Here is a 14,322-nt window from a genome sequence, read left to right as displayed (position 1 = left end):
AGAATGCATAGAATTTAAGAAAAGATTAATAAAAGAGATGTAATCTTTAACGGATTTAGCTTATACTGGATAGATATCATTTATTTTTTGATAAATCAAATTTTTTCAAAATAGATTGACACTTGATTGACACCCTTGAAAGAATCGTGATATAACATAATTAAGGTACTTTATTACATAAAAGCATAAAAGCGTGAAAGTATAAGGGTTAAAATTAATGAAAAGTGGGATAAGTAGGAGGAGATTAACATAATGAAAAATGATGTCAAAATTTTAGACTGTACCATTCGTGATGGAGGTTTGATTAATAATTGGGATTTCAGTGTCGAATTTGTTCAAGACTTGTATAATGGCTTAAGTGCAGCTGGTGTTGAATACATGGAGATTGGCTACAAAAACTCCCCTAAGCTTCTTAACGCGACTGAGCCCAATCCATGGAGATTTCTTGACGATAACTTCTTAAAAGAAATTATCCCTGAGAAAAAGTTCACGAAGCTATCTGCTTTAGTAGACATTGGGCGTGTAGATCCAAATGATATTCTGCCACGTGAACAAAGTGTTTTAGATATGATTCGAGTAGCATGCTATATTCGAGAAGTGGATAAAGGCTTGGAGCTTGTAAAAATGTTTCACGATTTGGGATATGAGACTTCGCTTAACATTATGGCTTTATCTAGTGTGCCCGAACATCAACTTATTGAAGCGTTTAAAATGGTGCAGGAAAGTTGTGTAGATGTTGTATATATCGTTGACTCTTTTGGAAGCTTAGATCCTACGGATATTGAGCATCAAGTGAAGAAGTTCCAAGCGATGATTCCTAACAAGCAGCTTGGAATACATACGCATAATAATATGCAATTAGCATTCGCCAATACATTAACTGCGATGCAAAATGGGGTTACTTTCCTTGATTCGTCTGTTTATGGTATGGGTCGTGCGGCTGGTAACTGCCATACAGAGCTTCTTGTTAGCTACATAAAAAAGACAAGCTATGAGCTTAAGCCAGTTCTTGGTGTAATTGAAAAGCATATGCTAGAAATGCGTCAAAAGTGGGAGTGGGGCTATATCATTCCTTACATGATCTCTGGTGTACTTAATGAACATCCACGTGTGGCTATGGCTTATCGTGATAGTGACGATCGTGACAAATTCGTAGAGTTTTATGACAAGGTAACATCACCTGAAGTTACTCTGGCTCCAACGTCGAAATAGGTTATTTAAAGGTACTTCTATTGATATTTAGAAAGAAAACAAAACCAGCTTCCTCGGCGAAGCTGGTTTTATTTATGAACTTTTGTTTAATGAAGGAAGTGAATGTACTTATATTTCCTTATCGAATAAAAAAAGTCCTAAGGTGTATCTTAAGATTACGAAAGCAAAAAAACTTAAGTGGGGGGCTTACAATGGTAAACCTTGATTTCGATAAATTTATTAAAACCCAGAAAAAACACGAAGGACAATATTTGGGCGGAGGAAATCAGCCGGAAGAAATAAATGACAAAGAATATAACAATCGAGGAAATTCAGACAAGTCGGTAGGGACTACAGGAAGGAAAATATAAGCAAGCTAAAATATGAAGAGGAAGTTCCTGTCGCCAGCTTATAAAGGTGGCGACAGACTGTTCTCATTACTTATTAACCTTTATTAAACAGGCTATTGGACATTTTTATTATTTGGCTGTTGAATAGATACATGTTTTGGGGGAGCGGGATATGCTTGCTTACCTGCATCGTCAGGACCGGTAAGGGTATTTCTTTTATCAAGAACTTTTCCTGTATACTTAATTGGGTTTATATCTGTCATTGTTTTCACCTCCATTTAATAGGATGGTTGAAAAATAAATTCAAATGCCAGGTAATTTCTCCTTTAAATTTATTTAATGAAGAAATTTTTAGGACTACTAAAAAAGATGTAGCCGTAAGAACAAGGCCTTTCCATTTAGGAGAGGTTTTTCCATATTATCAGTTTGTATATGACATTTATCATACTCTGTACATGACACCTACTACTAACAACTCCAATTTTCTTCCTTTATAATTAGACATAACGATAGAAACAAGGAAGGAATTTTAAATAAAATGACCTTACAAAATACGAAAACTTTGAGAAAACAAGTGGCTCCTTTTGAAAAATCAACGACAAAAGAAAGTGTATGGCAGCTTATTAACACAGTCGTGCCATTTATTACATTATGGTATCTTGCCTATATAAGTCTGTCCGTTTCTTATTGGTTAGCATTAGTTCCTATTGTGTTAGCTGCAGGATTTTTGACAAGAATCTTTATTATATTTCATGATTGTACCCATCATTCTTTTTTTAAAAACCGCCGCGCCAATCGAATAACTGGAACAGCTATGGGTGTTTTAACTTTATTCCCTTTTGATCAATGGGGACATGAGCATTCTGTTCATCACGCGACAAGTGGTAATTTGGATAAACGAGGTACAGGAGATATTTGGACGCTTACAGTAGATGAATATTTAACAGCACCACTTAAACTTCGTTTGGCCTATCGTTTTTACCGCAATCCATTCGTTATGTTCGGATTAGGGCCGATTTATGTATTCGCTCTTAAAAATAGATTTAACCGTAAAGGTGCCAGGAAGAAAGAACGTATGAACACGTATTTGACGAATGTTCTTATCGTTGCTTTAATCGTAGTGTTCTGTATGGCAATTGGATGGCAGTCATTTCTTCTAGTACAAGGATCTATTTTCTTACTATCAGGTTCAATAGGTATTTGGCTGTTTTACGTACAGCATACTTTTGAAGATTCTTATTTTGAAGAAGATAAAGATTGGGAATATGTGAAAGCAGCTGTGGAAGGAAGTTCCTTCTATAAACTCCCAAAATTTATCCAGTTCTTAACCGGAAATATTGGGTTTCACCATGTTCACCATTTAAGTCCAAGGGTTCCTAACTATAGACTAGAAGAGGCACACAAAAATACGCCTCCATTACAAAACGTACCGACGATTTCTCTTGCTACAAGTTTGAAGTCGCTCCGTTTCCGTCTATGGGATGAGGAAAATAAGAATTTCGTGAGTTTTAAGGACGTCAAAGCTTTAGCTAAAAATAAAATTTCCATTCAAGTAAAAACTGAACTGTAACTTCACTATCTATAGTTGACTCCCCTTTATTTATGGGGAGTCTCTGTTTTATAGTAGCTTCCAGGTAGGAGGGAACTTAAATGATTCGAATTGTCATTGCTGAGGATCAGGAAATGCTGTTGGGGGTAATAGGCTCCCTGCTCGATTTAGAGGAAGATATGGAAGTGGTTGGTCAGGCAAGGAATGGAGAAGAAGCCCTTACTCTTGTGCACCAATTGCAGCCCGATGTTTGTATTATGGATATAGAGATGCCCGAAATGAGCGGACTTGAGGCAGCAGATGTTTTAATGTCAACAGAATGCAAGGTAATCATTTTTACAACCTTCGCAAGGACTGGTTATTTTAAACGTGTACTAAAAGCGGGTGTAAGAGGTTATTTATTGAAGGACAGTCCAAGCGAGGAGTTAGTCTGCTCGATTCGCAGTATTATGGACGGCAAGCAAATTTATTCTCCAGAATTAATAGATGATAATTCGAGTGATAACGAACAGGAAATACCAGTGTCAGAACTGGTGGACGATGGTCAAATCACCAATGAACTTTCTAATCAGCGAAGTAACACAGTTGGAACGGTTAGAAATTACTTTTCAACAGTCATGAATAAAATGAAGTTGCCAACTGGATAGAATCTGTTTAACATTCACTCAAACAAACAATACATCACATCTAAGAAACCTCCTTGAGAGAAAGGCAACGATGTTGTACTGAAATAGAAATTCTTTTGAGCTCTTTTTCTATAGTGAGAAAGAGTTTTTATTTTAGTTATTCTAACCCTAAATAATATAAAGTTTTAAGTCCAATGTATGAAGTGGAACAAATTTCTTCGGGGAGTCCATATGATAGATGAGATTTTTTACTTTTTCTAGTATAATCTAGATTTAGAAGATTAAGAGAAAATGTGGGGATAAAAAAGTGAAGAGATTAACTATTGATCAGGTAGTTCGTAGATTTTCTTTAAGTGTATTAGTGGGGGAGCATCATTTACAGAGCGAAATTAAACAGCCAGGGGCGCATCGACCAGGTTTGGAATTTGTTGGTCATTTCGACTTCTTTCCTACCGAGCGAATTCAAGTTCTAGGGAAAAAGGAAATTACTTATTTACACAAGCTAAGTCATAAAGAACGAAAAATGCGGGTTAGAAATATTGTTCAATATCATCCACCATGTTTTATTGTAACGGCTGGTGAGGATGGACTAACCTATCTGACCCAACATTGTATCGAAGAGAACATTCCACTGCTTGTGACGAAAGAACCTGTTGCGACGACGGATTTTGTAGCGCAACTCGATGCATATATGGTCAAAGAATTAGCACCCGAAATAGCTGTACATGGAGTATGTGTCAATGTATTTGGGATAGGCATTTTGCTTCGTGGAGATTCAGGAGTTGGTAAAAGTGAAACAGCTCACACGTTAATTGGCAGAGGACATCGATTAGTCGCAGATGATATTGTAGTGTTAAAAAAGCTTAGTGCCCAAACCCTTTTAGGAACACATGACGAAAAAACAAAGGAATTCTTGGCGCTGCGCAGCATTGGACTGTTGAATGTTGTTCGCTCTTATGGACAAAAGGCATTTCAAAATGAAACCCGTATTGCTCTAGAAATCAATCTAACGAAATGGGAAAAAGATGCGTTGTACAATGACTTGGAACAAGAACCGGCTTATACAGATTATATGGGTATTAAGATTCCTTCGATGGAAATTCAACTGCAACCCGGTCGCGATATAGCCGGCCTAATCGAGGCCGCCGCCAACAATTGGTACCTCAGACAACAAGGCTATAGTGCCGCCGAGGACTTTTACAGCCGCCTGGCACCTGAATTTTCTTAGAACAGTTACTGCAGTATTCCGTTGTTTCTTGTTTCGTTCGTATAAGACCAACAATTGATAATGTTGAAAAACAATTTTAACGATAGACAAAATACGGAACCTTAGTAAAATCCTCTCGTGTGAATCAAATACAGCGAGGGGATTTTTTGTTTCGACGGGTGCCTGGCACCAAAGATTCCAAGCGGAGGAGCAATTGTGAATATGAGTCAATATGATGTAATCATTATTGGGGGAGGGCAGGCAGGACTTTCTCTTGGATATTATCTGAAAAAGACAGCAATTTCTTTTATCATCCTCGATAAAGGTAGTGAAGTGGGAGAAGTATGGAGAAAGCGTTACGATTCGTTGACATTGTTTACACCCAATTTCTACAGTGCGCTGCCGGGCTCTAAATTTAACAGAACGAAGAACTTGTATCCAACAAAGGACGAAGTAGCGGACTATCTGCAGGCTTACGCAGAAGAAAATGAGCTTCCTATTCAACATCAAACAGACGTTCAGGAATTATACCAAGTAACAGACGGTTTTCGCGTTGTGACAAACAGAGGGGATTTTCATACCAAAAAGGTTGTTGTTGCGACCGGCTCTTTTCAGAAACCGCTTATTCCAGGGGTTTCACAGTCTCTTTCTAATAATGTCCTCCAGCTTCATTCTTCCGAGTATAAAAATCCGACACAGCTTCAAAAGGGCTCTGTGCTAGTCATTGGTGGCGGCAATTCGGGGGCACAAATTGCGGTCGAGTTGTCGAGAGAAAGAGACGTCTATCTTTCAGTTGGTCATAAATTGAAATTTATCCCATTAGATGTGGGTGGCAAAAGTATTTTTTTGTATATTGATAAACTTGGGTTATATAGCGCTGGTAAAGACTCTTTTATTGGAAGGAAGATTCGAAAACTAAAGGATCCTATTTTAGGTTCAGAACTAAAGCCATTGCTTGATAGCAAGACAATAAAGCTAAAACCTAGGACTATCTCTATTCAAGATGATACTTTCCAATTTGAAGATGACACAAAATTAAAGGTTAGTAATGTGATTTGGTCAACGGGCTTTCGGGCAGATTATCAATGGATTCATATTAGCAATCTATTTGATCAAACAGGTTTTCCAATCCATGAAAGAGGAGTAACTTCCGTAACAGGGCTTTATTTCATCGGTTTACCATGGTTGCACAGCCGAAGTTCAGCCTTGCTTGGTGGTGTTGGGAAGGATGCTGAGTATCTGGTTAACCAGATACTGAAGCCTGCTGCTAAAGGATAAAATTTTCAACACCAAATCTAAGTTAATTTTTAATGCAAAATGGATGACTATATTTTAAAGGGAGTTAACGAATATGAGTGTGTACTATCAGAATCAACGTTTTTCAGAAGTCGCCTATAGCAAAGAAAGTGAATTAGAAAGAGACGTGGTCCTAAACGCTGAATTATTTTTTGGCCTACGTTCTATTTATATTGATGCTAAAAAGAAAATTGAAGGAAAATCACTTGGCGGGAGCATACCGGATGGTTTTTTGTTCGATCTAGCTGATTTAAATAATCCTGTTTTTTATATTGTTGAAGCTGAGTTAAGTCAACATAATTTTTATGGTCATATCTTTCCACAAATTACAAAATTCTTTGCGTTTTTTAATAATCGTAAAAGCCAGGATGAATTAATAAACAAGCTCTATTCCCTTGTACAGGAGGATAAGGAAATCACTGAAAAGTTCAGGAGTTTGATTGGGAAAAAAGAACTCTATAAATTCATGAAGGATACTGTGGAAAACAGCCGAAACATTTTGATTATTATTGATGGAGAGAAAAAAGAATTACCTGACATCATGGAAACTTATTCAGAATGGGGTAACACGGTGAAACTATTAATCCTAAAAAAATATAGCGACGGCAGGGACATCGTATTTACACTTGAACCTGATTTTGAAAATGTTGAATACTCCGTGATGAATATCGATGCAGACGCAGACGAAGAAGTGAAAAAAGAGTACACTGAAGAAATATTAATGGAATATGCTATCGAAAAGATTAGAACCCTTTACCTTTCAATTCGAAGCAAGGTGAAAGAATCTTATTCAGATGCTGAATTTAACGCGACGAAATATTATATAGGTTTAAGAAAAGGAGAAAGTAAAAAACAGGCTCAATTTATTTTTAATAAGAAGAGTCTTCGAATTGTTTTGATGAGAGAAGAGGACTACGTGAGACCTATGTTGCCATCGCATTCAATCAAATCATTATCCGCTTCTGTTCAAAAGTTCTGGAATGGTTCTTGTTGTGAAGTCCAATTGACAGATTGTAAAAACCTAGATGAAGTGGTAAATGTACTTCTTGACTTGTTAGAGAAGGACAAGGGCTGAGATTCATTTCAGTCGGAAGATTGGTACAACCACTTTTCTGGTGCCTGACCTCCAGTGCGGTAGGCATACCGTGTTGGGGGTCAGGTCATTTTTGTGTCAAATTATGCTAAAATTAATGATAGGAGTGTATAAAGTATAATTAACTAAGGAGAATTATCATGCTTCAAATTGGTTGGATTGATTTTTCAAGTGACCATCGTGACAAAGTGATGACCATTCTTGATTCACTTAAGGAACAAGGGGCGGTGGATGAGCTTGGTATTGGGACCATTAGAGACCGCCTATCAGATTACTTATTTCCAGGTATCTCCACGATCCAGACCAGGGCAAAATATTTACTACTTATACCTTGGATTATCCAATATTTAGAGTCAAGAAATATCACTAGTAAAAACTTTATAAAGCAATTACATGAATTGGAATACAAGTTTATTGATGTTCTTTCTGAAGGAAATAACGAACTTGGGATAATTGGTCGTGATTCAAGAGGAGACTTGCAACGAAAGCCATCTTCAGTTTACTGGTATGCTTTACGAAAGTATAAGATTTGCAAGCTCGACGTAACGCTTAATCAGTATGCGGAGCTTGTAGATGAGGTTATTGTAAATAAATTAAAAACAACACAAGAATTAAAAGCAGCTGAGAAAGATCAGCTTGGGGATGATCGAGATGCTATTTTAGATAGTAGATTTCAATCTTTTTGGAATGTCTGTTCACCTCCAGAAAATGGGATGGAAACTCTCTCTATACACTTAACTAAAAGAGAGGCAGAATTCCTACGTGAAACGATACGGTTAACTGTTCCAGATTCTCTTTTGGCACACTTATTATCTTTAGAACATTTACATAAGGTTGACGATTTCAAGTCAATCGAAGCTGTAACTGCGATACTTCCACAACTTCCAGAGGAAATGCAGCAAATGATTCAGCTTGCATTAGATTTTGCACAAATCATGTATGGAGCAAATATTCGGTTTAATGTCATTTTTAACACACTTAATGATAGAACCAATGAAAATGTGGAGGAACGGTGGGAACAATGGTGTGATCAAATGAAAAATGAGTTCCGGTTTGAGTGCTGGGATACATCTGTATTATTTCATAAGACAAATCCAGACGATGCAACTAGGGCATTTGTGAAGCGATGGATTGATTTTGCAGAATCGAAAAATTATGACCATACAGATGAAATTGATGATTGGATCAGGAAGCGGGAGGTTTATCTTAAAGGGGGAAGAGCCAAGTTGCGTATCAATCATCAGGCAAATAATCAATGGATCGGTTTAGGAAAACTCACGTATCGATGGAGTAATGTTAAAACTATTTTGGAAGATATTCAACGGGGGCTAGAATCAAATGTTTAGACCTGATAAAGACCGCCTTGATTATGGAACACTCATGGCCCCTCCTGAGGGTTATCAGCTAAGCAGGGCAATTGGTACAACTTATTCTTTGGAGTTAGAGGCACTCTTAGGTATCCCTGTTGCGCTAAGCTTTGCGCAATCGGTTGAAGTATCGCAAAAAAGAGATAGGATTTACCTAATAGAAGCGCTTAGGAGGTCAACGGAACATATCAAAGTATATTGCCAGAAAGGGAAAATTCATGTACCTAAGGCTCAGTATCCACTTTATGCTTTGTTGGAAAACATGATTACCCAAGTAAATATAAATCCGTATTCATTTCATCCTAAGCTATGGATTTTGCGGTATGTTCATCAAGTGAATCCAAAAGATATAAAGTATCGCTTACTTGTCCTAAGCAGAAATATTACATTCGATAGAAGCTGGGATGTATCCATGTGTGTTGACGGCACGGTAGGAACTAGAAAAATAAGGAGCAATCAACCGCTTGTAGATTTTGTAACATATCTAACTCAACAGGCTGATTTTGAGGGGTCACAGGAATTTATTAAAGAGTTGTATAAAGTTCAGTTTGACATAAAGGGCGACCGAAAAAGCATATTTCAATCAATTGGATTTTGTCCAATTGGTATTCCTAATAGTGCTTACGAGCAAGACTTATTACACACCGATTATGATAATCTGCTCATTATCTCGCCGTTTTTGACTGATCAAACCGTTAAAAACTTGAATAACAGAAACAAGGGAGAAACAAATACATACTTATTTAGCAGGCAAGAAGAGCTTTTGAAGCTCAAACCAAAAACATTAGAAGGAATTGAAGCTTATCATTTAAAAGAACTAGTTGTTGAAGGGGAAAAACTCATAGATAGCGAGGATGCTAATCATAAAGAGCAGGATATCCATGCGAAGGTTTATATTGGTGAACACGACCAACAAACGGATGTGTATTTAGGTTCAGCAAATTGTTCCTATAATGCATTTCACGGAAATGTAGAATTTTTAGTTAAGCTTTCCGCGGATACTAAGTATCTCAAAGTCAGTGATGTACTACGAGATTTATTACCAGAGGATGAAAAGAAACAGTATTTCGAACAATTTATCCCAAGCGCTAATCAAGACCAAGAAGTGGATGAAACAAAACAGGCTAAAAAAATGTTAGAGCAGAAAATACGTGAACTCTGTAAATTATCCATCCATGGAAACGTGATTGAAAATGGTGAACACTACAATTTGATTGTGGAATCGGAAGAAATCGTAATGTTAGAGGATATGTCAATTACAGTGTATCCATTAACAACATCAGGTTTAAAGAGGGAATTCAAACCCTATCTCTCTTTTGAAAAATTAACGGAGCAAGAGATTACACGCTTTTTTGTTTTTGATTGCAGGTATATGGAAGAACAAGAAAAAATACTTCTCAAAATAAATGTAAGCAATATTCCAGAGAGCCGCGAGAAAAACATCTTAAAAGCAATCATTTCAAATAAGCAGGCCTTTCTTGCCTATATGAATTTCCTTCTAGGTGATGGTTCAGTTATGGATTTCCTAGAAGCACAGCTAGATCCTAAAGAAAATGATCAATCTGTGAGTCTTAATCGAAATCCTGTCATTAAAAAGGATATGTTTGAGAAAATGTTAAAAGCAGCAGCGAATGAACCATTCAAGCTTAAAACAATTGGCGATGTGATGGAGTTCTTCTCGGATGAAGAAGAGATTGTCCCAAAAGACTTTAAGAGTTTATATAAAGAGTTTTCAAAATTTGCTAGGTAACAGTTTTGGAGGAAATGATGGAAGTAAAAAGGAAGGAGCATGACATGGTGACTAGCGAGTTTACGACCAAGGTCAATCATGTCCTGAAAAGCTTAAAAGATTTTCAGCTTGCTACAGTCGAAAGGGTATTTAACGTAATGACCAGCCCAGAAACAAAACAAAATAGGGTTTTGGTTGCGGATGAAGTGGGGTTAGGGAAGACACTGATTGCAAGATGCGTTATTGCAAAGCTTTCAGATTATTCTTATCAACAAGGAAAGAAAAGTCTAAATGTGGTCTATATATGTTCGAACCAAAGTATTGCGAATCAAAATCTGAAGAAACTTCACATATTTAAAAATGACAATATCGAGAAAACAACAGAATCACGCTTAACGATGCTTCCCATCAAGTCGTTTAAACAAGAACATGTAGAGAATTTCTATTTGAATTTTATTCCGTTAACTCCCAATACTTCTTTTTATCTAACAGATGGTGGCGGAATGGCTCGGGAACGTGTTGTTCTCTATCTATTATTAAAAAGAATGGCAAAACTAGAACGCTTTGAATCTGAGTTATCAGAGCTATTACGTCTTGATGTTGAGAAGAATAATTGGGAACGGTGGTACGTACATCCGGAAGGTGGAGAATGCATTGCCAGTCGTTATGAAAAAGAGTTGAATGAAGAAATGGCTGATGCTTTTGAAGCAGAGATAGAGCAGAAGAGAAAGACGATATTACACCAAATCATTGAAATTTGTCAGAACAGGGTCCATGTAGAAAAGAGAACGATTCGTCGGTTGATCGGGCAATTGAGACAGATTACTGTGGAGGTTAGTATTCAGTGTCTACACCCTGATTTTGTGATTTTAGACGAATTCCAACGCTTTAAATCATTAATCAGTCATCATGATTTAGGCAATGATGTACAGGTGATTGCTGATAAATTTTTTGCTCGTAAGGATTTACGGATTCTTCTACTTTCAGCGACACCCTATAAGCTGTATTCCACATCAGAAGAGCTGGCAGATGGAGAAGACCATTATCAAGAATTTGAAGAAGTGATTCACTTTTTAGTTAATCATGAGGAATCGTTTCAGTCTTTAATAGAGAAGTGGAGAATGTATACGGACGCACTTGTGAAACAGGATGCTTTGCTTTCTGAAGATACCATTGAGAAGAAAGAAAGTGTGGAGAATTTATTACGAGGAATCATATGTAGAACTGAGCGGGTAAGTGTTTCAAAAGATGGGAATGCCATGGTTGATACCTCAAAGGTGAAAGCTGTATCTGTGAATGAAAAGGATATTTCCGCATATGTGGCAGCCGAAAAAATCACCAATACACTTAAGGGATTAACGAAGAATGTCAATTCTCCATTGGAATATTACAAGTCTGTACCTTATATGTTCTCGTTTATGGAAAGATATAAATTGAAAAAAAACATGGAAAAGTGGATTATTTCTTCAAATGAACTCCAACAAATGGTGAGGAAGTATCCAGAGATTTGGCTTGAGAAAAAGAAAATCAATCAATATCAGCAATTGAATTATCCGAACGCACTGTTTCGAGAGCTATTAAAAGACGTGTTCGAGCAAAATAGCGAAAAACTACTCTGGGTACCACCATCAAATCCATATTATGAATTACGAGGTGCCTTTAAGGGAAGTAATAGCTTTTCAAAGTATCTTGTTTTTTCACATTGGGAAATGGTACCGAGAATGATATCAACACTCGTTTCATATGAAGCTGAACGAAGAACAATTGGAAAGTTACCTACGAAAAAAAAGGATAAACAAAAACTCCAGTATTTTGCAAAGGAAGGGCAGCAGCGTAATCCTAAAGGTCGTTTAACGTTTCAAACAACAAAAACTAAACGTAAGAAACGGCCTGCTTCATTGTCAAACATGACTCTTTTGTACCCTTGTATCACATTTGCACAAGATATTCTGTCTAGGAATCAACTTGTGGAAGCGGGAAGCTATGAAGAGCTTATGATGATGGTGAAAAAGCAGCTAATTCCTTATATAGAACAATTAAAACCATTTCAGGTTAGTGATGATGAAACTGTAGATTATGGTTGGTATTGGGCTGCGCCACTATTAATGGATACCTTACATAATAACGAGGAATTAGTTGGTTGGTTTGAACATACGGAAGTTTATACCGAGTTTGAAACGAAGAATGCCTCTGGTGACAGTGCTTTTTTAGACCATTTTTATTACTTAAAAGAAGGAGTATTTAATCCTCAACATTTTCAATTAGGAAAAATACCTGACGAACTAGTAGATGTATTAGCAATACAGATTCTTGGATCTCCTGCAGTAATCGCTCTTCGTACATTATCTACTTACTTTCATAGTGAAGAAGAGAAGATATCAAGAGCAAAATTAGATCTAGCATTATTAATTGCTGATGAATTTCGGAATAAATTTAATCTCCCTGAATCAATCAGTATTATTGATTTAACTTATCAAAAAAAATTGGATTACTGGCGAAAAGTCATGCAGTATTGTGCGGACGGAAATCTCCAATCTGTTTTAGATGAATATACCTACATGATTCTTGAAAATTATAATTTACATTCTGTAAGTGTAGAGTCTATTAAAGAGGCTGGTGGCCTAATCAGAGATACACTTAATTTACGTTCGGCTAGTTTCAAGGTCGATACCCAAAGTGCCTTTCTAAACAAAAATGATCAGCATCGATTTAATTTAAGGACACACTTTGCTGTTAGCTTTTCAAACCGGAAAACAGATGAGAAATCCCAAGGAAGAACGGATGATATGAGGCAAGCGTTTAACTCACCGTTTCGCCCATTCGTGTTAAGTACGACCTCAATCGGTCAAGAGGGCCTTGACTTTCACTGGTACTGCCGAAAAATCGTTCACTGGAACCTGCCAAGTAACCCTGTAGAACTAGAACAACGAGAAGGAAGAATTAATCGTTACAAAGGGCTCGTTATTAGGCAAAATGTTGCGAATAAATATGCTCAAACTAGATTTGATAATACTAAGCCAATTTGGAATCAACTATTCGAAGCAAGTTATAAGGGTGAAAAGGGAGAACATTGTGATATCGTTCCTTTCTGGTTAATGGAGGATGTAGAAGACGCTGTTAAAATTGAAAGGATTATCTACCAATATCCATATAGTAAAGATATTAACACTCTAGAAAGGTTATTAAAAATCTTATCTCTATATCGAATATCACTTGGACAAGCGCGCCAAGAAGAGTTTCTTACTTTTCTTATCGAAAACTATAGTGAGGAAGATATTGATCTGTTCCAAAAGCTGATTATGAATTTAAGTCCGTTTTATTACAAAGATAAATCTTAGGATCGATTTAGAGATTCTGGTGTCTGCCTCAATGCTTTAATGCATTACCTTGTTGAGGGCCAGGCACCTTTTTTAAGGATGTGGGCAATACCGGCAATGTGGAAGTTATGTTGCTCTATGCCAAAACGAAAGAAACCATTACACCAGACTGCGACTTCATGATGGGTGTAGATCTTTTTAAAAAACATTTCTATTTAAAAGAGGTTATTAACGTATGTTATGAAAGAAATTTAGATCAAGAAGAGCTGATAAATTTAGTGCAAATGACTCCACTTTCTTGGAAATCGAAAAAAACAGATGTTGAGTCATTTATGAATTGCGGTTCTTCTAAGATTACGATTGATTTAGATATATTAATTGGATTGAATAAATTTTAAAAAATGATATATTTTTTAATCCTTACCAAGGGAGAAGTATGTTTATTTTATCTGTTATAGGGGATAGGGGCTATGTAAGTTAAATACCTATTTCTGTACGTACGTCCTTCATTCTAGGAGGATAATAATGCAACATTTAAATGGAGAGAACTAGGGAATAGGAGGGGGTAACATATCAGGTCTAAGTTTTATGATTTGA

General features: G+C 36.7%; 12 protein-coding genes. 11 read left to right on the top strand and 1 reads right to left on the bottom strand.

Annotated elements, in window-relative coordinates; translation table 11 throughout:
* Positions 1-252 precede the first annotated feature (252 nt).
* A complete protein-coding gene (locus V7068_RS01020; RefSeq protein WP_499710556.1) occupies positions 253-1,212 on the top strand; it encodes an aldolase catalytic domain-containing protein in 960 nt (319 codons plus the stop codon).
* A gap of 191 nt (positions 1,213-1,403) precedes the next feature.
* Positions 1,404-1,562, top strand: a complete 159-nt coding sequence (locus V7068_RS01015; RefSeq protein ID WP_499710555.1) for a hypothetical protein — start codon at positions 1,404-1,406, stop codon at positions 1,560-1,562.
* Between the two features lie 92 nt (positions 1,563-1,654).
* On the opposite strand, the gene V7068_RS01010 is transcribed toward V7068_RS01015, so the two are convergent.
* Positions 1,655-1,804 (bottom strand): hypothetical protein, encoded by a 150-nt coding sequence (locus tag V7068_RS01010; RefSeq protein ID WP_499710554.1) that lies wholly within the window; start codon positions 1,802-1,804, stop codon positions 1,655-1,657.
* 275 nt (positions 1,805-2,079) lie between these two features.
* Between V7068_RS01010 and desA the strand changes: the two genes are divergently transcribed.
* The 9 genes from desA (at position 2,080) to V7068_RS00965 (ending at position 14,123) form a co-directional block, all read left to right on the top strand.
* Positions 2,080-3,111 (top strand): Delta(5) desaturase DesA, encoded by a 1,032-nt coding sequence (gene desA, locus V7068_RS01005; RefSeq protein ID WP_499710553.1) that lies wholly within the window; start codon positions 2,080-2,082, stop codon positions 3,109-3,111.
* 80 nt (positions 3,112-3,191) lie between these two features.
* Positions 3,192-3,737, top strand: a complete 546-nt coding sequence (locus V7068_RS01000) for a response regulator (protein WP_499710551.1) — start codon at positions 3,192-3,194, stop codon at positions 3,735-3,737.
* A 286-nt stretch (positions 3,738-4,023) separates the two neighbouring features.
* Positions 4,024-4,944: an HPr(Ser) kinase/phosphatase gene (gene hprK / locus V7068_RS00995; RefSeq protein WP_499710550.1), complete on the top strand. Its 921-nt coding sequence runs from the start codon at positions 4,024-4,026 to the stop codon at positions 4,942-4,944.
* A gap of 201 nt (positions 4,945-5,145) precedes the next feature.
* Positions 5,146-6,201 (top strand): flavin-containing monooxygenase, encoded by a 1,056-nt coding sequence (locus tag V7068_RS00990; RefSeq protein ID WP_499710549.1) that lies wholly within the window; start codon positions 5,146-5,148, stop codon positions 6,199-6,201.
* 73 nt (positions 6,202-6,274) lie between these two features.
* On the top strand, positions 6,275-7,294 hold the full coding sequence (locus V7068_RS00985) for a hypothetical protein (RefSeq protein ID WP_499710547.1): 1,020 nt from the start codon (positions 6,275-6,277) through the stop codon (positions 7,292-7,294).
* A gap of 158 nt (positions 7,295-7,452) precedes the next feature.
* On the top strand, positions 7,453-8,658 hold the full coding sequence (locus V7068_RS00980; RefSeq protein WP_499710546.1) for a DUF6361 family protein: 1,206 nt from the start codon (positions 7,453-7,455) through the stop codon (positions 8,656-8,658).
* Complete coding sequence (locus V7068_RS00975; RefSeq protein WP_499710544.1) at positions 8,651-10,429, top strand: phospholipase D family protein; 1,779 nt, start codon at positions 8,651-8,653, stop codon at positions 10,427-10,429. Before V7068_RS00980 ends, V7068_RS00975 begins: the two co-directional genes overlap by 8 nt.
* A 14-nt stretch (positions 10,430-10,443) precedes the next feature.
* Complete coding sequence (locus V7068_RS00970) at positions 10,444-13,746, top strand: DEAD/DEAH box helicase family protein (RefSeq protein WP_499710542.1); 3,303 nt, start codon at positions 10,444-10,446, stop codon at positions 13,744-13,746.
* A gap of 110 nt (positions 13,747-13,856) precedes the next feature.
* The gene (locus V7068_RS00965) at positions 13,857-14,123 is read left to right on the top strand and encodes a hypothetical protein (protein ID WP_499710541.1); all 267 of its coding nucleotides are present in this window, start codon (positions 13,857-13,859) and stop codon (positions 14,121-14,123) included.
* Positions 14,124-14,322 lie beyond the last annotated feature (199 nt).

The organism is Bacillus sp. JJ634 (assembly GCF_036962285.1).
Taxonomy (GTDB): domain Bacteria; phylum Bacillota; class Bacilli; order Bacillales; family DSM-1321; genus Peribacillus; species Peribacillus asahii_A.
This window is presented reverse-complemented; position numbering and strand designations above follow the sequence as displayed.

Excerpts from the sequence above, each read along its gene's own strand:
- desA (WP_499710553.1), top strand. The coding sequence starts at position 2,080 with ATGACCTTACAAAATACGAAAACTTTGAGAAAACAAGTGGCTCCTTTT.
- V7068_RS00990 (WP_499710549.1), top strand. The coding sequence starts at position 5,146 with ATGAGTCAATATGATGTAATCATTATTGGGGGAGGGCAGGCAGGACTT.
- V7068_RS01015 (WP_499710555.1), top strand. The coding sequence starts at position 1,404 with ATGGTAAACCTTGATTTCGATAAATTTATTAAAACCCAGAAAAAACAC.
- V7068_RS00970 (WP_499710542.1), top strand. The coding sequence starts at position 10,444 with ATGATGGAAGTAAAAAGGAAGGAGCATGACATGGTGACTAGCGAGTTT.
- V7068_RS01020 (WP_499710556.1), top strand. The coding sequence starts at position 253 with ATGAAAAATGATGTCAAAATTTTAGACTGTACCATTCGTGATGGAGGT.
- V7068_RS01010 (WP_499710554.1), bottom strand. The coding sequence starts at position 1,804 with ATGACAGATATAAACCCAATTAAGTATACAGGAAAAGTTCTTGATAAA.
- V7068_RS00975 (WP_499710544.1), top strand. The coding sequence starts at position 8,651 with ATGTTTAGACCTGATAAAGACCGCCTTGATTATGGAACACTCATGGCC.
- V7068_RS00980 (WP_499710546.1), top strand. The coding sequence starts at position 7,453 with ATGCTTCAAATTGGTTGGATTGATTTTTCAAGTGACCATCGTGACAAA.
- V7068_RS01000 (WP_499710551.1), top strand. The coding sequence starts at position 3,192 with ATGATTCGAATTGTCATTGCTGAGGATCAGGAAATGCTGTTGGGGGTA.
- V7068_RS00985 (WP_499710547.1), top strand. The coding sequence starts at position 6,275 with ATGAGTGTGTACTATCAGAATCAACGTTTTTCAGAAGTCGCCTATAGC.